The organism is Aeromonas piscicola, from assembly GCF_000820005.1.
In the GTDB taxonomy this organism is placed as follows: Bacteria; Pseudomonadota; Gammaproteobacteria; order Enterobacterales; family Aeromonadaceae; genus Aeromonas; species Aeromonas piscicola.
In genome coordinates, this window is sequence record NZ_CDBL01000037.1 from 34,636 (window position 1) to 55,953 (window position 21,318).

Sequence of the window (21,318 nt, forward strand, 5' to 3'; positions counted from 1 at the left end):
CAAGCCCATCCCGTCTGACATCACGGCCTGCCGCTATCTGGCGCAGAGGCGGGTTGGCATGGCATGTGCCATTCAAATCCGCTCTCATCGCTTATGGCGGTGGCTGGTGCAGCTGACATTCAGCCGCAAAAATATACCCTATTGCCATCAGATGCGAGTCTGGATCGCTTTCTCCATCCGGGCCAGCGCCTCGGTCAGCCGTGCCCGGGTGCAACCGAAGTTGAGCCGCACGAACTGGCCATCGCCGAACTGGGCGCCGGGGGAGAGTCCCACCCCTGCCTGCTCGAAGAAGGCGATGGGATCCTCGAGACCGAGCACACTGACGTCGATCCAGGCGAGGTAGGTGGCCTGATGGCGCGCCAGCTTGACGCCGGGCCAGCGGGCGACCGCCTGCTCGATCAGCGTCAGGTTGGCGGCCAGGTAGTCGAGCTGTTCGCTGAGCCAGGGGTCGCCTCCCTCATAGGCCGCCTCGGCCGCCACAAAGCCAAGCAGGTTGACGTCGGCGCTGATGCCGCGCATCGCCTGTTGCAGTTTGAGGCGCAGGCGGGCGTTTGGCACCACGGCGAAGGCGCAGCACAGACCCGCGATATTGAAGGTCTTACTCGGTGCCATCATGACGGCGCAGCGCTCGGCCGCTGCCGGGCTGATGGCGCCATAGGGTATGTGGCGGGCATTTTTGTCCAGCAGCAGGTCGCAATGGATCTCGTCCGAGCAGACAACCAGATTGTGGCGCTCGGCGATGGCATCTATGGCTTCCAGCTCGGCGCGGGTGAACACGGTACCGCCCGGGTTGTGCGGGTTGCACAGCAGCAGCAGATCCGCCGCCGGGGCCTGACGCTCAAGTTCTTCCAGATCCAGCACCCAGCGACCGGCCTCTTCCACCATGGGCACTGTGAGCAGGGGGCGATCGTTGAACCCGGGTGCCTGCAGGAAGGGGTAGTAGACCGGCTTGGGGGTGATGATGCCGCGGCCGTGCTGGCTCCAGGCCTTGCACGCCAGATTGAGGCCGGGTACCACGCCGGGCAGGAAGATGAGCCACTCCGGCTGTATGGTCCAGCCGTAGCGGCTGGCCAGACGCGCCATGATCAGTTCGATCAGCCGGGCAGAGGGGCGCGAGTAACCGAAGATGCCGTGGGCGACCCGCTGGGTGAGGGCCTCGATGACGGCGGGCGGCGAGACAAAGTCGGTGTCGGCTACCCACATGGGCAGCACGTCCTGTCCCTTGTACTTGTCCCATTTCAGACTCATGGTGTCGCGACGATCTATTTCCCGGTCAAAATCAAACATGTGAAATCCTTATGCTGGGCAGTGGGCTTTCAATGTACGGGGTCGGGCGCGGGGTCGCAAGCCTTGAGGTGACTCTTGATAATGACATAAAATAAGCGACGCCATTTCATGCACTTGCCGAATTTTGGCCAGTTTTCTTCCCCCCAATCAGTGGTAATCCTATGAGCTTGTTGACCGCCGCGCTGAAGAGGTCGGATCCCGTCTCCCTCTCTTTTTTGGCCGTGACCTTTATGACCGGGGTGGCGGTGGCGCTCCAGGTGCCTACCTTGAGCCTGTTTCTGGCCGAAGAGGTGCAGGTGCGCCCCTTGCTGGTCGGACTGTTTTACACGGTCAACGCCGTGATCGGCATCCTCATCAGCCAGTGGCTCGGCCATCGCTCCGACAGCAAGGGAGATCGCAAGCGACTGATCCTGCGCTGCTGTTTCGCTGGGGTGGTGCTCTCCCTGTTGTTCGCCTGGAATCGCAACTACTGGCTGCTGGTGAGCCTGGGGGTGGTGCTGGCGAGTCTGGCCGCCACCGCCAGTCCCCAGTTGTTTGCCTTGGCGCGGGAATATGCCGACAGCCGCAACAAGCGGGCGGACATGTTCAGCTCCGTGCTGCGGGCCCAGTTCTCCCTGGCCTGGGTGATTGGCCCTCCCATCGCCTTCGCGCTGGCCATCGGCTATGGCTTCGAGGTGATGTATCTCGCCTCCGCTCTGGCCTACCTCATCTGTGCCTTCGTGGTGTGGCGCTGGCTGCCCTCCCTGCCGCTGCCCACGCCAAACAGCGAGGTTGAGCGGGTCAGCAGCTGGAAGGATCCCTCGGTGCGGGCGCTGTTCATCGCCTCCACCCTGATGTGGACCTGCAACAGCATGTACCTCATCAACATGCCGCTCTACATCACCCGCGAGCTGGGGCTGGAGGAGAAGCTGGCCGGTGTGCTGATGGGCACGGCGGCAGCCCTCGAGATCCCCTTCATGCTGCTGGCGGGCTACTACACCCAGCGCTTCGGCAAGCGTCCCATGATGCTGGTGGCCGTGCTGGCAGGGGTCGGTTTCTACGTGGGGCTGGTCACCCTGTCGAGCCAGTCTGCGCTCATCGCGCTGCAACTGCTCAACGCCATCTTCATCGGCATAGTCGCCGGGATCGGCATGTCCTACTTCCAGGATCTGATGCCGGGGCGCGCCGGAGTGGCGACTACCCTGTTTGCCAACAGCATACGCACCGGCTCCATCATGGCGGGAGCCATCGCGGGGACTGTGGCCGAGATCTGGAGTTTTCACGGGGTCTTCATGGTGGCGACTGCGCTGGCGCTGGCGGCACTGGGCGCCTGCTGGCGGGTGCCCAATGTGTGAGGCGGGTCTGTGACCGGTTGGCTATGGGTGACGCAGGCAGCCTGACGGCTTGTGCTTATTTGTCGTTGTCGTTCTGATATTCGTTGCGCAGGCAGCGCAGCAGCAGCTCGGTGGCCGGCCCCAGCGAATCCGCTGACGGGGTCAGCAGATAGGTGTAGAGATGGCGTTCGTTGCCACTTGCCAGATCCAGCGGCACCAGGACGCCGCTGGCCAGCTCCTCCTGCACCAGATGGCGGGGCAGCCAGGCATAGCCGAGGCCGAGTTTGAGCATGGCGATCACTTCGTGATAGTGGGTCGCCTTCCAGCCGGTATCATCCGCATCGTTCCAGTCCACCGAGCGGTGAATGGGGGGATGCAGGCTTATCTGGTTGTGGCTGGCAAGCTCGTCGGTTGAAACGGCCCCCGTCAGGGCGGCGAGGGGATGTTCGGCCGAACAGAGCGGCAGCAGGCACACTTCGTCCAGCGGCAGGCCGGTGCGATCCTGGGGCAGGTGCTCGGAGAGCATGAGATCCCCAACTTGCAAGGCGTTGAAGTGGCAGTGAATGCGTTCGTGCAGATTGACGCGGCAGCCCCGGCTGCGGGGATAGAAGTGGGCCAGCGCCCGATAGAGTCGCTCCCGTGGTTGCAGCACGGAAACATAGAGATTGATCTGCGGTTCCCACTGCCGTTCCAGGTTGTTGGCCAGGTTTTCCAGCTCTTCCACCTGCTGGCTGAGCTGACGCGCCCGCTTGAGGAAGATCTCCCCGGCTGGCGTCAATACCGCCTTGCGCCCCCTCACTTCCAGCAGGGGGACTCCCAGACTCTGCTGCAGCTTGGCCACCGCATGATTGAGAGAGGATTGGCTCTTGTTCAGTGCCTCGGCGGCCTGGGCATAACCGCCGCAGTCCACCACGGCCTGAAAGATCCGCCATTGCTCAAACGTGCTCTTGGGACGAAACATATCTCAACCTGATAAGGGATCGGATCTGATAAAGGCCTTCGACAGGGTGCCGACGACACCCTATTGAATTTAACCCCATGCGGTGCAGGGTTCCGGTTATTTTGTTGATTTATTTGGGCTGGGCCACAAAGGTCTGACCGGTTTTGCCACGGCTGTCCTGTCCCATCAGGTAGAGATAGAGCGGCATCAGGTCGGCTGGCGTCTTGAGCTGCTGGGGATCTTCCGCCGGGAAGGCGCTGGCGCGCATCTTGGTGCGGGTACCGCCCGGGTTGAGGGTGTTGACTCGCACAGCCGTGTTTTCCAGTTCGTCGGCCAGCACTTCCATCATGCCTTCGATGGCGAACTTGGAGATGGCGTAGGTGCCCCAGTAGGCGCGGCCCTTGCGCCCCACGCTGGAGGAGGTGTAGACGATGGAGGACTCACCGTGCTCCCTGGCGGTCTGGCGGATCAGCGGCAGCAGCGCCTGGGTCAGCAGGAATTCGGATTTCACGTTGACCTGCATCACCTCGTCCCACTCTTTCTCCTGAATATGTTCGAAGGGAGAAAGGGTGCCGAGCAGGCCGGCGTTGAACAGCACGCCGTCGAGGCGGCCAAACTGCTGGGCGAAGGTCTCGGCCATGCCGCGGTAGTGGGCGGCGGTTGCCCCTTTCAGGTCCACCGGCACTATGGCGGGAAGGGGATAACCGGCGGCCTCAATCTGGTCATAAACAGCCTCGAGTTTGGCACTGGTGCGGCCGAGCAGGATCACGGTCGCGCCGTGGGCGGCATAGGTGATCGCCGCTTCGCGGCCTATGCCGTCACCGGCACCTGTGACCAGAATGACCTTGTCCTTGAGCAGATCCCGGGGTGCCTGATAATCGAGCATGACAACTCCTGTTAACAAATTCGTGGCAGATGCGCGCGGCAATAGAGGGGTAAGTGTACTGACCCCGCACGGCATTTGACCAGTATGAGACGGCAAAAATGTGAAGAAAATAGAGGGGTTGTGATTGAATAGTGTGTTTTTTGAGCCGCTGTCGCAGAGTTTTTGCGCGAGCCCTGCAAACTCCCTAGAATGTGAAAAACTCGAACACTGAGCGGAGCATCAAGTGGCATTTTTGACCGAATATGGGCTGTTCCTGGCCAAGACCCTCACCTTACTGCTGGCCATAGCTGCCGTCATCCTGATGGTGATCAGCAGCCGTCAGCCGAAATCCCGCAAGGGTGAGCTGGTGGTGACAGATCTCTCCAGCGAGCTGGAAGCAGGGCGTTACCAGTTGCAGGCGGCGCTGGCCGGCAAGACCGAGCGCAAGCAGCTGGAGAAGGCGCGCAAGGCTGAACACAAGGCCCGAGCCAAGACCGAAGACGAGCGCAGCCGGCTGTTTGTGCTCGATTTCAACGGCAGCATGGACGCCAAAGAGGTGGCTTCCCTGCGGGAAGAGGTGAGCGCCGTGATAGGCGTTGCCCAGTCCGGTGACGAAGTGTTGCTGCGCCTTGAGTCCGGCGGCGGTGTGGTGCATGGCTATGGGCTGGCTGCTTCCCAGCTGCAGCGACTGCGTGACAAGGGCATCAAGCTCACGGTGGCCATCGACAAGGTGGCGGCGAGCGGCGGTTACATGATGGCCTGCGTGGCGGATCAGATCCTGGCTGCGCCCTTTGCCATCGTCGGCTCCATCGGGGTGATAGCCCAGTTGCCGAACTTCAACAAGCTCTTGAAAAAGCACGACATCGAATTCGAGATGCACACCGCAGGCCAGTACAAGCGCACCATCACCATGTTCGGTGAGAACGACGATCTGGGGCGGGAGAAGTTTCGCGAGGAGCTGGGCGCCATCCACGAGCGGTTCAAGGCGTTTGTGGCCGAGCACAGACCCAACCTCGACATAGACAGTGTCACCACGGGGGAGCACTGGCTGGCGAGTCAGGCCAAGGGACTGGGGCTGGTGGACACCCTCTGCACCAGCGACGACTACCTGCTGGCCCAGGCCAGCCATCACAAGGTGGTCGGCATCAGCTATCGCAAGCCAAAGAGCCTGACTCAGAAGCTGGGCCAGCAGGCGGCCCTGGCGCTGGAGTCGAGCTTCGGCCAGCTGTGGCAGCAGAGTCCCTGGCGCTGAGGCCTCGCTTGCACCACGGGCATGAAAAAGCCGGGCATTTGCCCGGCTTTTTCTATCCAGCGACTCAGCGCTGGAACGGGTAGACGGAGCCGAGTTTGAGGATCTGGGTCAGTTCGTCCAGGGCGGTGCGGGACTCCTGCACCAGCGCCGGGTCGCGCAGATCGTCCAGCGCCAGGCTGTCGCGGTAATGGCGATCCACCCAGTTATCGAGGCGGGCAAACTGGCTGTCGTTGATGAGGCAGGCCGGATTGACCGCCGCCAGCTCCTGATCGTTCATGGCGACCCGCAGCCGCAGACAGGCGGGGCCACCGCCGTTGCGCATGCTCTGCTTCACGTCCATGTAGTGCACCTGCTTGATGGGGGTGCCCTTGGCGAGGAGTTGGCCGAGGTAGGCCGATACGGCCGGGTTGTCACGACACTCTGTGGGGGCGATGATCGCCATCTCGCCGGACGGCAGGGTCAGGATCTGGGTGTTGAACAGATAGGATTTCACCGCATCCTGCACCGACACCTCGGCAGTCGGTACCTCGATGAAGTGCAGCTCGCCTTCGCCGAACTTGGTGCGCACCTCGACCAGCGCCGACTCGGTATTGAGAAACGCCTGCTGGTGGAAGAAGAGCACGTTCTGGTTGCCTACCGCTATCACGTCGTTGTGAAACACCCCTTGATCGATCACGTCCGGATTCTGCTGGATGAAGACGGCACTCTCTTCACTCAACCCGTGCAGCCGGGCGATGGCCTGGCTCGCCTCCAGCGTCTGGCGGGCCGGGTAGCGCTTGGGGGCTGGCTGGGAGACATCAAACGCGCTACGGCCATAGACGAACAGCTCGACCCCGGACTCGCCGTAGGCACGACACAGTCGGGTATGGTTGGCGGCGCCCTCGTCACCGAAGTGGTCGTTCTCCGGCAGGTGCTGGTGGTGATAGAAGTGGCGGTCGTTGTTGAACACGGCGCGCAGTATGCGGCCCGTCACCTCGGGTTCGAGGGAGCGGTGGAACTTGTTGGTCAGGTTGGCGGGGGTGAAGTGAATGCGGCCATCCTGGGTATCGGCACTCGGGGAGACGGTGGCGGCGTTGGCAGTCCACATGCTGGAGGCCGAATAACAGGCGGCCAGCACGGCGGGTGCCTGTTTCGCGGCCTGGGCCAGCACGCTTGCATCATTGCCGGTGAAGCCGAGGCGGCGCAGAGTGGCCAGATCCGGCCGCTCCTGCGGTGCCAGCACCCCCTGGGTCATGCCAAGCTCGGTCAGCGCCTTCATCTTGCGCAGCCCCTGCTTGGCCGCCTCCTTCGGATTGGACGCCTCCTTGGCGTTACTCTGGGAGGCGACGTTGCCATAGGACAAGCCGGCATAGTTGTGGGTCGGGCCGACCAGGCCGTCGAAGTTGACCTCGAAGTGCTTCATTGCGGACATCCTTTCGATTTTTATATGGGTAGCGGTTCCTTCCGCGCACAAAGCTGCGGGATGCAGCCATTATAAGGAGATTTTGTCTTTTGTAACAAGCTGATAACCAAAGTGGTTTGTTATGTTACAAGAGCGGTTGGTTATGTCGTTTCAAATATAAAAAGGGGGTGGATATAGCATAAAAATAAAAAAGCGGTTGCTTCCCGCGGCTCGGCTTCGCATTAATAAATAAAGAGGTCAGCTGGGTCGGGCGGGTGAGCTAATTTGCTCACAAGATTGCTTTTTCGCGTCAAATCTCTTATACAGCCCCACAAAACCGCACACCAACCCCGTCGGGTGCAATGAGGATAATAGTTACAGCATGGGCAAATCACTGGTCATAGTGGAGTCTCCGGCCAAGGCCAAGACCATCAACAAATATTTGGGCAAGGACTACGTGGTGAAATCCAGCGTCGGTCATGTTCGCGATCTGCCCACCAGTGGCAGCGCCAGCAACGAGCCCAAAAAACCTGTCATTCGCGGCATCAAGCTGAGCGAATCAGAGAAGGCTGCCAAGGATCGCAATGCCCTGTTCTCACGGATGGGGATCAATCCGACCGCAGGCTGGCAGGCCAACTACCAGATTTTGCCCGGCAAAGAGAAAGTGGTCAGTGAGTTGCAAAGTCTGGCCGCCAAGGCTGACACCATCTATCTCGCAACCGACTTGGATAGAGAGGGAGAGGCGATCGCCTGGCACTTGCGCGAGATCATCGGTGGTGACGACAGCCGCTACAAGCGGGTGGTGTTCAACGAGATCACCAAGACCGCGATTCAGGAGGCGTTTGCCCAGCCATCCGAGCTGAACATCCACCGTGTCAACGCTCAGCAGGCCCGTCGTTTCCTCGACCGGGTAGTGGGTTACATGGTCTCCCCCCTGCTATGGAAAAAGCTGGCTCGCGGCCTCTCCGCCGGCCGGGTGCAGTCCGTTGCGGTGCGTCTCATCGTCGATAAAGAGCGCGAGATCAAGGCGTTCGTACCGGTGGAGTTCTGGGATCTCAACGCCGATCTGCTGACCGGTGACAAGGCCGATTTGCGCATGGAAGTGGTCAGCCGCAACGGCGCCGATTTCAAGCCGGTCACTCAGGGCGAGACTTTCGCAGCCGTAGCCGCCCTGGCAGGGGTTGACTACAAGGTGGTGAACCGGGAAGACAAGCCGACCGGCTCCAAGCCGTCCGCCCCCTTCATTACTTCCACCCTGCAGCAGGCGGCGTCGACTCGTCTGAGCTTCGGGGTGAAGAAGACCATGATGATGGCCCAGCGTCTGTATGAAGCGGGTTACATCACCTACATGCGTACCGACTCCACCAACCTCAGCAAAGAGGCGGTCGAGGCGCTGCGGGAATATATCGGCGAGCAGTATGGCGCCGCCTATCTGCCAGCCGAGCCGAACCTCTATGGTTCCAAGGCCGGTGCCCAGGAGGCTCACGAGGCGATCCGTCCCTCCAGCGTGCTGGTGACTGCCGAGATGCTGGAAGGCATGGAGCCGGATGCGATGCGGCTTTATGACCTCATCTGGCGCCAGTTCGTGGCCTGCCAGATGACCCCGGCCCAGTACGACTCCTCCACCCTGACCGTCAAGGCCGGTGAGTTTGAGCTCAAGGCCCGTGGTCGTACCCTGCGCTTCGCCGGTTGGACCAAGGCGCTGCCGCCCATGGGGCGCAAGGGCGAAGACAGCCAGCTGCCGGCGGTGACAGTGGGCGAGGTGCTCAAACTGATCAAGCTGGATCCGCGCCAGCACTTCACCAAGCCGCCTGCGCGCTTCACCGAAGCGGCGCTGGTTCGCGAGCTGGAAAAGCGCGGTATAGGCCGTCCTTCCACCTACGCCTCCATCATTTCCACTATCGTGGATCGCGGTTATGTGCGGGTCGAGAGCCGCCGTTTCTTCGCTGAGAAGATGGGTGAAATCGTCACCGACCGCCTGGTGGAGAACTTCGTCGAGCTGATGAACTACGAGTTCACCGCCAAGATGGAAGACAAGCTCGATGGCATCGCCGAAGGCAGCCTGGAGTGGAAGAAGGTGCTGGACGCCTTCTACGAAGAATTTACCCAGGAGCTGGCAAAAGCGGATCGGGATGCGGAAGAGGGGGGCATGCGTGCCAACCAGATGGTGTTGACCGACATCGACTGCCCGGATTGCGGCCGCAAGATGGGCATTCGTACCGCCACCACCGGCGTTTTCCTCGGTTGCTCAGGTTACGCCTTGCCGCCCAAAGAGCGCTGCAAGAAGACCATCAACCTGGTCTCCGCCGACGAATTTGTCTCCGCCACCGACGGTGACGAGGCCGAAACCGAGGCGCTGCGCGCCAAGCACCGCTGCGGCGTCTGCGGCACCGCCATGGACGCCTACATCATCGACGACAGCCGCAAGCTGCACGTCTGTGGTCGCAACCCGGATTGCGACGGTTACGAGATCGAGAAGGGTCAGTTCAAGCTCAAGGGTTATGAAGGCCCCAGCATAGAGTGCGATCGCTGCGGTAGCGAGATGCAGCTCAAGAACGGCCGTTTCGGCAAGTACATGGGCTGTACCAACGAGACTTGCAAGAACACCCGCAAGATCCTGAAAAACGGCGACATAGCGCCGCCGAAGGAAGATCCTGTACCGCTGCCCGAGCTCAAGTGCACCCAGTCCGATGCACACTTCGTGCTGCGTGACGGAGCGGCCGGCCTGTTCCTGGCCGCCAGCAACTTCCCGAAATCCCGCGAGACTCGTGCACCCCTAGTGGAAGAGCTCAAGCGCTTCAAGGATCGCCTGTCGCCCAAGCATCAGTACCTGGCTGACGCCCCGGCGTCAGATCCTGACGGTAACGCCTCCATCGTTCGCTTCAGTCGCAAGACCAAGGAGCAGTACGTGATGACGGAGGTCAACGGCAAGGCAACGGGCTGGACGGCGCACTACGACAACGGCAAGTGGCAGGAGAGCCTGGCCAAGTCGAAGAAGGCCTGATGGCGCGCAGTGCACAGTATGATGAAAGAGGCCCCTTGCTGGGGCCTTTTTGTTGGGAGATGACGGTATACTGAAACGGCTGCAAGGATGGCAGCGCTGTACACGGAGGTTGTGATGGAGATTAACGAGATCCGGCCGGGAATGACTTGTCTGACCCGGGAAGGGACTGCCTATGTGCTGGAGGTGGACAGGCAGAGTCTGCTGGTGTTGCTGCAACGGGAGTATGAAACCATCCCTGTGCAGGTGCGCAGCGACGAGATCCTGGCTCCTCTCACGCTGTGATGTACCAGGGGGCAAGAGGCCATGGCCGCTCTTTGGCTCAATAAAACGTCATGAGAAGCCGTGACCCCCTGATTTAAAAGGGAATGAGGAATAGCAGCTCGGCGAGGTCGGGCTGCCATTGCCACTCCCGCATCTTTACCTTTCCGCCTACCACAGGCACCCCCTCCTGCTGCAATCGCCCCGTCTGTTCCATAAAGCCTGTCGACCCTTTTGGCAGTGAAATAGTGCCGCCTGCGCCCAGCACGCGATGCCAGGGCAGCACCTTGTCCGTTTCCCGCAGCACCTTGCCCACCAGCCGGGCTCGACCGGGCAGCCCAGCCAGATCCGCCACCTGACCATAGCTGACCACCTTGCCGGCCGGGATCAGGGCGAGGATCGCTTCGATGCGGGCGACCTTGTTCAGGGTGGCAGGGGCTGGCTCCATTCTCATGGATCATGACTCTCCAGAAACGACAGAAGCGCCATTGTGGCGCTTCTGTCATGGGGGTGGCAACCGCTTCAACCAAAGGTCTGACTGAGCCCCTTGAGCTGTTTGGCGCGCTCCAGCAGCTCTTGACTCGAGTCGTCGACTTCCTGCATCTTCTGGCTATTGGCCTGGGAGTACTGAGAAATCTGGTTGATGCTGCGGCTGATCTCCTCCACCACCGCCTGTTGCTGCTCGGCGGCGGCGGCGATCTGGGTGGAGTGTTCCGTGACCAGCTCTATCTCTTCCAGCACCGAGTGCAGGCTGCTGGCGCCCTGGCGGGTCATCTCGGCGCACTCGCGGGTCTGTTGCAGGTTCTCCTGCATCATCCCCTTCCAGCGTCCCAGTGTGTGCTGGATCTGCTGTATGCTGCCCTGGATCTGCTCGGTCGCCTTGTGGGTGCGGGTCGACAGGGTACGCACCTCGTCGGCCACCACCGCAAAGCCGCGGCCCTGCTCACCGGCCCGCGCCGCCTCGATGGCGGCGTTGAGGGCCAGCAGGTTGGTCTGATCGGCTATGCCCTGGATCTCGCCCATCACACTGCCGATCCGCTCCGACTCGCTGGCAAGTTCTACCGCAGAGTTGAACGCCAGTTCAGCCTGTTTGGCGAGCTGCTCGATGCGCTGTTCGGTCTGGCTCAGCTGTTTGTTGGTGTGCTCGCAGCGGCTGCGTGCCTCGTTGACCTGACCATTGGAGTCCTGGATGTTGTGGGCAATCTCATGAGCCGTGCTGGCCATCTGGGTCATGGCGGCAGCCATCTGCTGGGTCTGGGCATCCTGCTCGTTGATGTCGAGACAAGCCTGATGGGATGCCTGTTTCAGGTTGGTGGCCAGGGTCTGCAGGGGATGGGTCGCATCGTTGATCCGGCCCAGCACGGTACGGATGCGGGCCTGCAGCATCTTGATGTGAAAATCGGCGATGGCGCCCGGGCCGTCACCCGAATAAACCAGCCGGGTCAGGCTGTCGTATTCGCGACCGAGTTGCTGCAGATAGAGCGGTAGTGCAAAGAGCTCACGCCAGTAAGCGCCACCGATGAGCAGCAGGGGCAGCAGCATCAGCAGGGCCGTCATGGCGCCCTGGTTGAGCAAGGCCCAGCCAAGCAGGCCGAGCAACAGCAGGCACAGCACCGGCAGGCGCATGCGGCTGAGGGAGGGAAGGCTGCTGGCCGAGCCGCGCTCTGCCTTGAGCAGGGCCTGATAGGTCTGGCTGGCGACGCGTTTGAGCTGGGGTTCCGGTTTGCAGCGCACCGACTGGTAACCGCTGACCCTGCCCCCCTCGTAGATGGGGGTCACATAGGCGTCGACCCAGTAGTAACGGCCATCCTTGCAGCGGTTCTTCACCATGCCGCGCCAGGGCTTGCCCTCTTTGAGGCGGGCCCACAGATCGGCAAAGGCGGCCTTGGGCATGTCGGGGTGGCGCACCAGGTTGTGGTTGTGACCGACCAGCTCTTCAACGGGGTAGCCGGCAATGCGACAGAAGGCGGGATTGGCGTAGGTGATCACCCCGCGCAGGTCGGTGGTGGAAACCAGTTGTTCGTCGGCAGGAAACTCCACTTCGCTGTCCAGGGTATGGACGTCTCTGCGAGCCATAGGAATACGCTCCGATGTTCTGTTGATAGTTTTGTCGTTGTTATTGTGGCAGATCCGGGCGTGGTTGCAGGTGATTGCCAGGGCGCGCCGAGTCGGCTTCATAGGGGGCTGAATTTTGCCAACAATGGCGGATGAATGGTAGGGGAAAGTTGGTTTTTTGTTGGTGGATGGTAAAAAAAGGCGACCCAAAGGTCGCCAGACAGAAAGATAACACTACCTCTGTGGCACCCGATAACGCACCTGTAGCTGGTCGAGGATCTGCAGCTGGCCAGGCAGGCGGGCGGCGAAGTGATCCCACGTCTTGCGGGTGGTGTCGCTCCAGGCCACCTCGGCGGTGGCCAGCATGCGCGGGAACAACATATAGTCGAGACGGTCACGAGAGGTCACCAGTTCCGACCATAAGGGGCTCAGCACCCCCAGGATGTTATCGTTGGCATGGAAATCGGCCGGGGCAGGATCACATCGATAGACCTGCTCCAGATTGAGGGTGCCCGCCCAGTAGAGGCCGGGTTCGCGAGGATCCTGGCTCCAGGCCAGATCCAGATAGAGGTGCTGGGCCGGTGCCATCACCACGGGATAGCCCGCCGTAGCCGCATCCAGCCCTGCCTGGAAACTGGTCCAGGCGAAGATGGTGGCATCCCGGCTTACCTTGTCGCCGTGTAATATCTCCTCCCAACCCAGCATCTGCTTGCCCTTGCTGGCCAGATACTGTTGGCAGTGGCGCAGCAGGTGGCCCTGCAGCTCGCGGCAATCCTGATATCCCTGCCGTTGCATCAACTGCTGGCAGGCCGGGCTGTCGGTCCATACGCCGGTCGGTACCTCGTCCCCCCCCATGTGTACCAAGGGGCCTGGGAACAGCTCGCACACCTCGTCAATTACCGCCTCCAGAAACTGATAGGTGCCGGGCAGGGCCGGGTTGAGCACGTTGTCGTCGAAATATTGCACCGACAGATAGCGGGAGCGATCAGCGTCCTCGACCAGTAGCCCGGGCAGCGCCTTGATGGCGGCGTGGCAGTGGCCCGGGATATCGATCTCGGGAATGACGGTAATGCCGAGCCCGCTGGCATAGGCCACCAGCTCGCGTACCTCGCTTTGGGTGTAGTAGCCGCCATAGGGCTCGGCGCCGCCACTGAGCTGGGGCCCCACAGGCAGATCGTGGCCGCGCCAGGCGGCGATCTCTGTCAGCTGCGGGAAAGCCTTGATCTCGAGCCGCCACCCCTCGTCATCGGTCAGATGCCAGTGGAAGCGGTTGAACTTGTAGAGGCTCATCAGCTTGAGCAGGCGCTTGAGGCTAGCGACGGGGTGAAAGTGGCGGGCGCAGTCGAGGAAGATGCCGCGAAAACCGAAGCGGGGGGCATCGATCAGCTCGATACAGGGCAGGCTCTCCCCGTGCTGCAGGGCCCACTGGGCCAGGCTTGTCAGGCCGTGGCGCCAGCCAGCCTCGCCAGCCGCGGCTATGGTCACCCCCTCCGGCGTGATGGTAAGGCGATAGGCCTCGGCAGCCAGGGGAGCCTCGATCAGCCGGATCTCGGCATCATGATCCTGTTCCAGCGCCAGCCCTGTCAGCTCGTTGAAATGGGCCAGCAGGCCGGTCAGCGACCCGGGCCCGCTGACATGAGCCCGCTCCGCCAGCCGGAAGTTGCCCTCCAGCAGCACCAGCTGCTCCGGTTGGGGCACTATGCCGGCGAGGGGTTCGACCTCTGGCAGATCCGGGGCGCCGGGCCCGCTTGGCGGCAGGCCCAGCTCTTGTTCCACCAAGGTGACCGGCATCAGCTGGGGGCCCGTGCTTGCCTCGGGCAGGCTCAGGAAGAAGCCCTGCGGCATGTCAGACAATCGCTTGATGGGGGTGTTGCGACAGCAAAAACGCAGCTCGCTTTGCCCCTCGGCCGGGATCAGCACCTTGTAGCTGCCGCTCTGGCGCTCAAGCCTTGCCCCCTCGAGGGAGGCGGGATCTATGTGGCGTGCCAGGCAGAAGTGAAGTTTCCAGGGGGCTGCCGGCAACTGGCTCAGGCTGAATCGGAACCAGACATCCTCGCCATCGCGTCGGTCAACCTGGGTGTGGATCAGGGGTGCAGACATGAAAATTCCTCTGATGGAGTTAAGGGAACAAACAAGGCGATCATCTCCTTGTGGTACTGGTCAACCCGGGGAGGGATCCAAAGTGCAGGCATGGGTATTCCCCGGAGCGGGCAGAGGGGGATCCTGTCCCCGCCGGCGGGCAGATCAAATTGGACAAGGCTCAGCAGTGCAGACATGGGAACGACTCCGACTGGGCAAACAGTATGGCCCCCTCCAGCGCATCGGCCTTGGGGTTGACCAGGTTGAGGTGCGCCAGCCGGGGGGCGAGGCGCATGCCGATGCCACCGAGCAGGGCAATCTGGCTGGCTCCCAGCTGCTGCATCCCCTCCAGCAGGATCCGCAACTGTTCGCAGGTCTCGTCAAGCAGCTGGCAGGCGAGCTCGTCGCCGTCGCTGGCGGCATCGAACACCCAGGGGGCGAAGCGGCCGTAGTCGGCGGGAATGGCGCGGGCGGCCCAGCGCACGACTTCGGCCTGATCCCGTTTGAAGTGATCGAGCAAGCGGATGGCGAGCGTACTGGGGGGCAGGATGCCGTCGTGGCAGAGCAGGGACTGCTGGATGGCACGCAGCCCAAGCCAGGCGCCGCTGCCCAGATCCGAGATGGGAAAACCGCGGCCGGAGCAGGTGTGGATCTGACCATGCTGATAGAGGAGCCCGGCCGAGCCGGTGCCGGCGATGAGAATGGCCCCCTCCTTGCCACCAAAGGCACCGAGGCAGGCACCGACGGCATCGGAGGTGAGCCTGACGCTGGCAAAGGGGAAGGGCATCTCGAGCATGGCGTGATAGCACTCTGCCAGCTCGGCGGAGGCAAGCGCCAGCCCGACCCCCATCTGCTGCGCGCTTGCCACCGGCAGACCGGCCTCGGTGCGGGCCTGCTCGATGGCGGCCAGCACGTTGGCGTGAGCGACCGCTATGCCCAGCTCCAGATTGGATCCGGCGGCGCGCCCCTCACCCAAGAGCTTGCCCGCCTTGTCCCGAATGCGGGCGCGGGTGTGGGTGCCGCCGCCATCCACGCCGACCCAGAACTCAATCATGCTGTCCTCCCTGTGCACACTGCCAGCTGATGGCCAGGGCAAACCAGGCTGCGTGGGGGATCCACTGCTCACCCCAGCGCCAGTTCTGATCCAGCCGATCCTTGTACTCCTCCGGGATGAAGGCCACCTCAGCCTCGTCATCGAACCCTGAGGTGATGCCGTTGCAGATGCCGCCGAGGGCATTGGGATAACCGGCTGTATAGCCCGGGTTGTTGATGCCGTGGCCCGCCAGCATACAGGCGTTGAACGGGTTCTGCCCGAGGATCCAGTCGAGCTGGCGCTGGCCGAAGCCAAGCAGTTGCCCGGATTGCTGCGGGAGCTGCTCGGCGGCGGCAAAGGCCATGGCGGCCAGGGAGGCCAGCCGGGCATTCTCCCCCTGCCACCAGTAACCCGATTCGTTGTGGTGGGGCATAAAGAAGCTGACGCGAGGCGCTTCATCCACCCCTTTCACATACTGGCGGGCGAGGGAGAAGGGGTTGCCCGCCCGGGCGCACAGCGCCAGCTCGGCGGCCAGCGCCTGCTCCACTACCGTTTGTACCCGGGCCTTGTGCCCCTGACCCGGCTCTACACCTAAATATTCCAGCAGCGCCAGCACCGGCAGGCCCGCTTCGGCGGCGTGATAGTAGGGGCGCGAGCCAGCCTCGTTGGCCGACCAGTAGTGACCCAGCTCCGGATGGATGCGCTGGCGAGCGCAGAGTTTGCTGGCTCGGGCTCTTGCCTCGGACAGCCACTCGGAGCCGAACGTGCGGGTCAGCTCCACCGCCGCCAGCAGGGCGCAGTAGTCGTCGATGATGTTTTCGACCCCGTCATCGAGATAGGCGAGGTTGTACTCGCGCAGGTGCTGGTAGCCGCGTCTGGCCGCCTCTGCGTAGCGGCTGGCATCGAAGTCGCCACTGACGCTCTCGCGGGCGGCGCGGGCCAGCGCGGCGATGGCCATGCCGCCCCCTTGCCGGAAACCGGCTTGCCAGTTGGCGGATTTGATCCCCTGCTGGGTGGCGTAGGCGCACAGCTCGCGCTGCTCCGGGTCCTTGCTCCACTTGTCGAACAGGGTCATGAAGAAAAAGCCCGACTCATCCTGCATCCGGCAGAGGAAATCGGCGCCGTGTAGCGCTTCGTCATTGAGCCGCTTGCAGAGATTCACCCCATCGATATCGCGGCGCGAGGCCAAGAGCTCCCGGCACTTGAGCAGGGCCCACACCACCATGGGGGTCTGCTGGGGATTGAGGTAGTTGGCGTAGGAGAGGTGGCTCAGGTATTTGCTCATGTCGCCGCTGGCATCGAACCAGCCACCGTGCACATCTTTGTGCTGGTCGGTGCCAAACAGGCGGGCGCTGCGGTCGGCTCGATCGAAGGCGCCGCTGGCGCGCTGCCCCTTGAAGTAGTGAATGACGTCGGAGAGGCAGCGACTGGCCAGCAGATCCTGGCCGATGGCGAAACGGGTCGAGCGGACAATGCGCTGCTCCGTAGCGGTTGTGCCTATGGGGGCCGTTATTGCCTCCAGCCGATAGTGGCCGGGCTCCTTGAAGGCGGAGAAGTCGGCGCTTAGGTAAGCGCGGCCCTGCCAGCCGGGAACGCTCCCGGCCGCTTGCAGCGGGGTTTCAAACAAGATCTGGCCATCATCGAGGCGTTGCAGCCTGACATAGCCGCCGAGATCATGGGCGGGGGAGCTGGTTTGCAGCAGGGCGACCTTGTGCCCGTCGCACTCGTAGCCCACCTGATTGATCAAGAGTTCCATCAAGGTATTACTCCTGTGGTTCACCGACAGACGGTGAGGCACATCACGGGGCTGTGGCCGCCCCGTATCGAGGCATGGCCGGACAGCGCAGTCCGGCCGGTCTAAGGCTCACCCTCACTCGTAGAGGTAGCAGCGCACGAAGTGGTTGTCGGCGAGCTTGGTGATGGGGGGCAGCTCATCCTTGCAGCGGGCCATCGCCTGATTGCAGCGCCCGGCAAAGGGGCAGCCGCAGGATTCCGGTGTCCACAGCGGTATCTCCCCCTTGCGGCCCCCCTCCAGTTCGGCGTGGATGCTCTTCTCGGGGTCGGGCACCGCCGAGATGAGCAACTGGGTGTAGGGGTGCTGGGGGTGGTGCAGTATCTCGTCCACCTCGCCCCACTCCACCATGTGGCCCACGTACATCACCGCCAAGTCTTCCGCCACGTAGCGGGCGGTGGCGATGTCGTGGGTGATGTAGAGCATGGAGACCCCCAGCTCGTTCTTCATCTGCTCCATCAGGTTGAGGATGCCGATGCGAATGGAGACGTCGAGCATGGAAGTCGGCTCGTCCGCCAGCACCACTTCCGCCTCCACCGCCAGGTTGCGGGCTATGTTGACCCGTTGGCGCTGGCCGCCGGAGAGCTGGTGGGGGTACTTGGCCGCCGTCGCCTTGGCCGGAGTCAAGCCGACCTTCTCCAGCAGGGCATGGACCATGTCCGGCAGGTCTTTCTTGTCGATCACCTTGCTGTGCAGCAGCAGGGGGCGGGCTATGTGGTGGTAGATGGTGTGGGTCGGGTTGAGCGAACCGAACGGGTCTTGCCACACCATCTGCACGCTCTGGCGATAGTCGAGCAGGGCCGTGCCCTTGTTGAACTCCTCCAGATCCCGGCCGCGATAGAGGATGCGGCCGCTGGAGAGCTTGTACATCTTGGCGATGATCTTGGCGATGGTGCTCTTGCCGGAGCCCGACTCCCCCACCACCGCCAGGGCGCGGCCCCGGTGCAGGTTGAAGGTGATGTCGGAGAGGGCCCGCATCTTGCCGCTCTTGATGGCATTTGAGTTGACGGGGAAGTCCTTGTAGAGGTGCTGGACTTCGATGATGGGCGCGTCGGTTTGGGCGATTTGCATGACAGACATCCTTAACAGCCAGCGGCCTTGTCCAGATAGAAAACGGGATCCGGTTGCTCATCCTGCGCCTCATAAAGGTGGCAGGCGGTTTGTTGCCCCGGCCGGATCTCGACCAGGCGGGTGTACTCCTGGCGGCAGCGATCGTGCACCTTGCCACAGCGGGCCTGGAAGCGGCAGCCGACCGGCACCTCCAGCAGGTTGAGCGGTGTGCCCGGGATCCCCTCCAGCACGGTTTTCGGGCCGTGCAGGGGCGGGAAGGAGTTGCCGAGCCCGCGGGTATAGGGGTGCAGGGGCGAGGTCAGGATCGCCTTGGACGGCGCCACCTCGATCAGCTCACCGGCGTACATGATGCCGATGCGATCGCAGAATTCGACCATCAAGGAGAGGTCGTGGGTGATGAACAGAATGGAGAAGTTGAACTGCTCTTTCAGGGCGTAGACCTTCTGCAGTATCTCCCGCTGCACCACCACATCCAGCGCCGTGGTCGGCTCGTCCATGATCAAAAGCTCGGGGTTGAGCGCCATGGCGATGGCAATCACCAGCCGCTGGCGCATGCCGCCGGAGAACTGGTGCGGATAATCCTTGAGCCGGCTCGGGTGTATGTCGACTATCTCCAGCAGCACCTGGGCGCGCTTGATCGCCTCGTAACGGGTCATGCCGGGATTGTGGGCCAGCAGCACATCGCAGAACTGCTCCTCCATGCGCAGCACTGGGTTGAGCGCGTTCATGGCGGACTGGAACACCACGGATACCTGTTGCCAGCGGTAGGATCGCAGCCGCTCTTCGCCGTAGTGGAGTATGTTCTCTCCCTTGAACAGGATTTCGCCGCCACTGATGTAGGCGGGCGGCTTGTGCAACCGGGCCACCGAGAAGGCGATGGTGGACTTGCCGCAGCCGGACTCGCCGGCGAGGCCGAATACCTCGCCGGGGGCTATGTCAAAGCTGACCGAGTTGACGGCGCGCACGTCGCCGCTCTCGGTGATGTAGTCGACGCAGAGGTTGCGTACCGACAGCAGGGGTGGGGTCTTCATGCTGTCCTCTCCTGTGGTGCTGAGACGGGTGCGGCGAGTTTTTTCCAGCGGTTGAGCCCTTTATGGGATCGCAGCTGAGGGTTGGCTATCTCGTCGATGGCGAAGTTGAGCAGGGCCAGACCTGCGCCCAGGGTGGCGATGGCGAAGCAGGGGGCCAGGATCTCCCACCAGGCACCCACCAGGATGGCGCTGGAGGTCTGGGCGTTGTAGAGCATGATGCCCCAGCTGACCACGGTCGGATCGCCAAGCCCCAGGAACTCCAGGGTCGCCTCGGTGACGATGGCGTAGATGATGGAGCCGATGAAGCTCACCCCTATGATGGAGATGAGGTTCGGCAGGATCTCCACCAGAATGATGCGCCAGGCCGGCTCCCCCAGTACCTCGGCGGCGATGACGAACTCTTTCTCGCGCAGCGCCAGGGTCTGGGCCCGGATGACGCGCGCGCCATAGGCCCAGGAGGTAAAGCCTATGATGAGCGCGATCACCGTCGGTGACGCCTCCCCGATAAAGCTCGCCAACACCAGTAGCAGGGGGAGGTTGGGGATCACCAGCACCACGTTCATCAGGAAGGTGAGGCACTCGTCGATCACGCCGCCAAAGTAGCCGGCGGTGATGCCGATGGTGATGGCGAGGGCGCACACCAGTATGCCGGCCCCGAAGCCCACCATCAGGGAGATGCGGGCGCCGTTGGCAAACTGGGACCAGATGTCGTGGCCCATGCGGGTGGTACCCATCACGTACTCGGCGCTGGGGGGCTGGTGCGGACGGGAGATTCGCTTGGTCGGTTCGTTGCTGGCCAGCAGGGGGGCGAACAGTGCCATCAGCACGAAGCTGACCACGATGAAGAGGCCGAAGGCGGCTTTCTTGTTGCCCAGCAGGATTTTCAAAATAGTCGGCATACGCATCTTATTTGCCTCCTGTACGCAGACGGGGATCCAGGAAGACGTAGAGCACGTCGGCCAGGAAGTTGAAGCTGAGCATGGTGATGGTCATGATGAGCAGCTGCCCCTGGATGAGCGGGTAGTCGCGGGCCAGAATGCCCTGATAGAGAGTCAGACCCAGCCCCGGGTAGTTGAAGATCACCTCTGTGATGAGGGAGCCGCCGATGACGAAACCGAGCGCCATGGAGAGCGCGGTGACGCTCGGCAGTATGGCGTTGCGGGCACCGTAGTTGAAAATGACCCTGTTGCTGGAGAGCCCCTTGGCCTTGGCCATGGTGATGTAATCCTCCCCCAGCAGGTTGATCATGTTGTTGCGCATGGTGATGAGGAAGCCCCCCACTTGCACCATGGCCAGCGTCAGCACTGGCATGACGGCGTGCAGCATGATGCTCTTGATGTGTTCCCAGCCGAAATCGGCGGTGATCTCCGGGCTGTAGGCATAGCCGATGGGCAGCCACTCCAGACTGACCCCGAACAGGAAGAGGGCGAGCAGCGAGATGACCACGGGCGGAATGGCCTGCATCACCAGCGTGAGCGGGGAGAGTATGCTGTCCATGCGTCCCCCCCGGTGCCAGGCGGCGAAGATGCCGACGATGGAGCCGATGGAGAAGCTGAGGATGGTGGATGTGCCCACCAGAAACAGGGTCCAGCCGATGGCGCGACCCAGCACGTCAGCCACGGGTTGGGGGTAGTAGCGCACCGAGGTGCCGAGATCCCAGGTGAAGACGCTCTTCACATAGGTGAGAAATTGGGTGCTGATGGGGCCGTCCACAAAGCCGAAGGTCGCTTTGAGGGCCTCCAGTGCGGCTGGTTCCATCATGGCGCCAGCCCGGGCAAACATGACGGAGACAGGATCCCCCGGCATGGCTCTGGGTAGCAGGAAGTTGATGGTGGCGGCCACCAGGAAGGCGACCAGATAGAAGGAGAAACGTCTCAGTATAAATCCCATGGTAAACCCTTTTACTGCAAGCCTGCCCCGCGCCGGGCAAAGCTCCCCCAACCCCGTACGATCCGGG

17 protein-coding genes are annotated in these 21,318 nt (G+C 62.4%); 4 read left to right on the top strand and 13 right to left on the bottom strand.

Annotated features, from left to right (window positions below; genetic code table 11):
- Positions 1-147: 147 nt before the first annotated feature.
- Complete coding sequence (locus BN1128_RS07930; protein ID WP_042867447.1) at positions 148-1,287, bottom strand: MalY/PatB family protein; 1,140 nt, start codon at positions 1,285-1,287, stop codon at positions 148-150.
- Positions 1,288-1,448: 161 nt separating this feature from the next.
- On the opposite strand from BN1128_RS07930, the gene BN1128_RS07935 reads away from it, so the two are divergent.
- Positions 1,449-2,621, top strand: coding sequence for an MFS transporter (locus tag BN1128_RS07935; RefSeq protein ID WP_042867448.1), 1,173 nt, complete (start codon positions 1,449-1,451; stop codon positions 2,619-2,621).
- 55 nt (positions 2,622-2,676) lie between these two features.
- Here BN1128_RS07935 and BN1128_RS07940 read toward each other — a convergent pair whose 3' ends face one another.
- On the bottom strand, positions 2,677-3,561 hold the full coding sequence (locus BN1128_RS07940; RefSeq protein ID WP_042867449.1) for a LysR family transcriptional regulator: 885 nt from the start codon (positions 3,559-3,561) through the stop codon (positions 2,677-2,679).
- Between the two features lie 109 nt (positions 3,562-3,670).
- On the bottom strand, positions 3,671-4,426 hold the full coding sequence (locus BN1128_RS07945) for a YciK family oxidoreductase (RefSeq protein ID WP_042867450.1): 756 nt from the start codon (positions 4,424-4,426) through the stop codon (positions 3,671-3,673).
- A gap of 223 nt (positions 4,427-4,649) precedes the next feature.
- Between BN1128_RS07945 and sohB the strand changes: the two genes are divergently transcribed.
- Positions 4,650-5,657, top strand: a complete 1,008-nt coding sequence (sohB, locus tag BN1128_RS07950; RefSeq protein WP_042867452.1) for a protease SohB — start codon at positions 4,650-4,652, stop codon at positions 5,655-5,657.
- 64 nt (positions 5,658-5,721) lie between these two features.
- On the opposite strand, the gene astB is transcribed toward sohB, so the two are convergent.
- Positions 5,722-7,059, bottom strand: coding sequence for an N-succinylarginine dihydrolase (gene astB, locus BN1128_RS07955; RefSeq protein ID WP_042867453.1), 1,338 nt, complete (start codon positions 7,057-7,059; stop codon positions 5,722-5,724).
- Positions 7,060-7,420: 361 nt separating this feature from the next.
- Here astB and topA point away from each other — a divergent pair, with 361 nt between their 5' ends.
- Together topA and BN1128_RS25855 are read left to right on the top strand one after the other, a co-directional pair.
- Positions 7,421-10,042 carry a type I DNA topoisomerase gene (gene topA, locus BN1128_RS07960; RefSeq protein ID WP_042867454.1) on the top strand — a complete coding sequence of 874 codons (2,622 nt, stop codon included), beginning with the start codon at positions 7,421-7,423 and terminating at the stop codon, positions 10,040-10,042.
- A 114-nt stretch (positions 10,043-10,156) separates the two neighbouring features.
- Positions 10,157-10,324 carry a hypothetical protein gene (locus BN1128_RS25855; protein WP_005312189.1) on the top strand — a complete coding sequence of 56 codons (168 nt, stop codon included), beginning with the start codon at positions 10,157-10,159 and terminating at the stop codon, positions 10,322-10,324.
- Positions 10,325-10,397: 73 nt separating this feature from the next.
- On the opposite strand, the gene BN1128_RS07965 is transcribed toward BN1128_RS25855, so the two are convergent.
- From BN1128_RS07965 to BN1128_RS08005, 9 genes are all read right to left on the bottom strand, one after another.
- Positions 10,398-10,754, bottom strand: coding sequence for an MGMT family protein (locus tag BN1128_RS07965; protein WP_042867455.1), 357 nt, complete (start codon positions 10,752-10,754; stop codon positions 10,398-10,400).
- A gap of 68 nt (positions 10,755-10,822) precedes the next feature.
- Complete coding sequence (locus tag BN1128_RS07970) at positions 10,823-12,376, bottom strand: methyl-accepting chemotaxis protein (protein WP_042867457.1); 1,554 nt, start codon at positions 12,374-12,376, stop codon at positions 10,823-10,825.
- 213 nt (positions 12,377-12,589) lie between these two features.
- Positions 12,590-14,455, bottom strand: coding sequence for a beta-N-acetylhexosaminidase (locus tag BN1128_RS07975; protein ID WP_042867459.1), 1,866 nt, complete (start codon positions 14,453-14,455; stop codon positions 12,590-12,592).
- A gap of 160 nt (positions 14,456-14,615) precedes the next feature.
- Positions 14,616-15,488: a glucosamine kinase nucleotide-binding domain-containing protein gene (locus tag BN1128_RS07980; RefSeq protein WP_042867460.1), complete on the bottom strand. Its 873-nt coding sequence runs from the start codon at positions 15,486-15,488 to the stop codon at positions 14,616-14,618.
- A complete protein-coding gene (locus BN1128_RS07985; RefSeq protein WP_042867461.1) occupies positions 15,481-17,223 on the bottom strand; it encodes a glycoside hydrolase family 9 protein in 1,743 nt (580 codons plus the stop codon). Before BN1128_RS07985 ends, BN1128_RS07980 begins: the two co-directional genes overlap by 8 nt.
- A gap of 114 nt (positions 17,224-17,337) precedes the next feature.
- Positions 17,338-18,330 (bottom strand): ABC transporter ATP-binding protein, encoded by a 993-nt coding sequence (locus BN1128_RS07990; protein ID WP_042867462.1) that lies wholly within the window; start codon positions 18,328-18,330, stop codon positions 17,338-17,340.
- Between the two features lie 11 nt (positions 18,331-18,341).
- Complete coding sequence (locus tag BN1128_RS07995) at positions 18,342-19,361, bottom strand: ABC transporter ATP-binding protein (protein WP_042867463.1); 1,020 nt, start codon at positions 19,359-19,361, stop codon at positions 18,342-18,344.
- On the bottom strand, positions 19,358-20,266 hold the full coding sequence (locus tag BN1128_RS08000; RefSeq protein WP_052445500.1) for an ABC transporter permease: 909 nt from the start codon (positions 20,264-20,266) through the stop codon (positions 19,358-19,360). The genes BN1128_RS07995 and BN1128_RS08000 overlap by 4 nt, the downstream gene beginning before the upstream one ends.
- Before the next feature lies 1 nt (position 20,267).
- Positions 20,268-21,251 (bottom strand): ABC transporter permease, encoded by a 984-nt coding sequence (locus BN1128_RS08005; RefSeq protein WP_042867464.1) that lies wholly within the window; start codon positions 21,249-21,251, stop codon positions 20,268-20,270.
- Positions 21,252-21,318 lie beyond the last annotated feature (67 nt).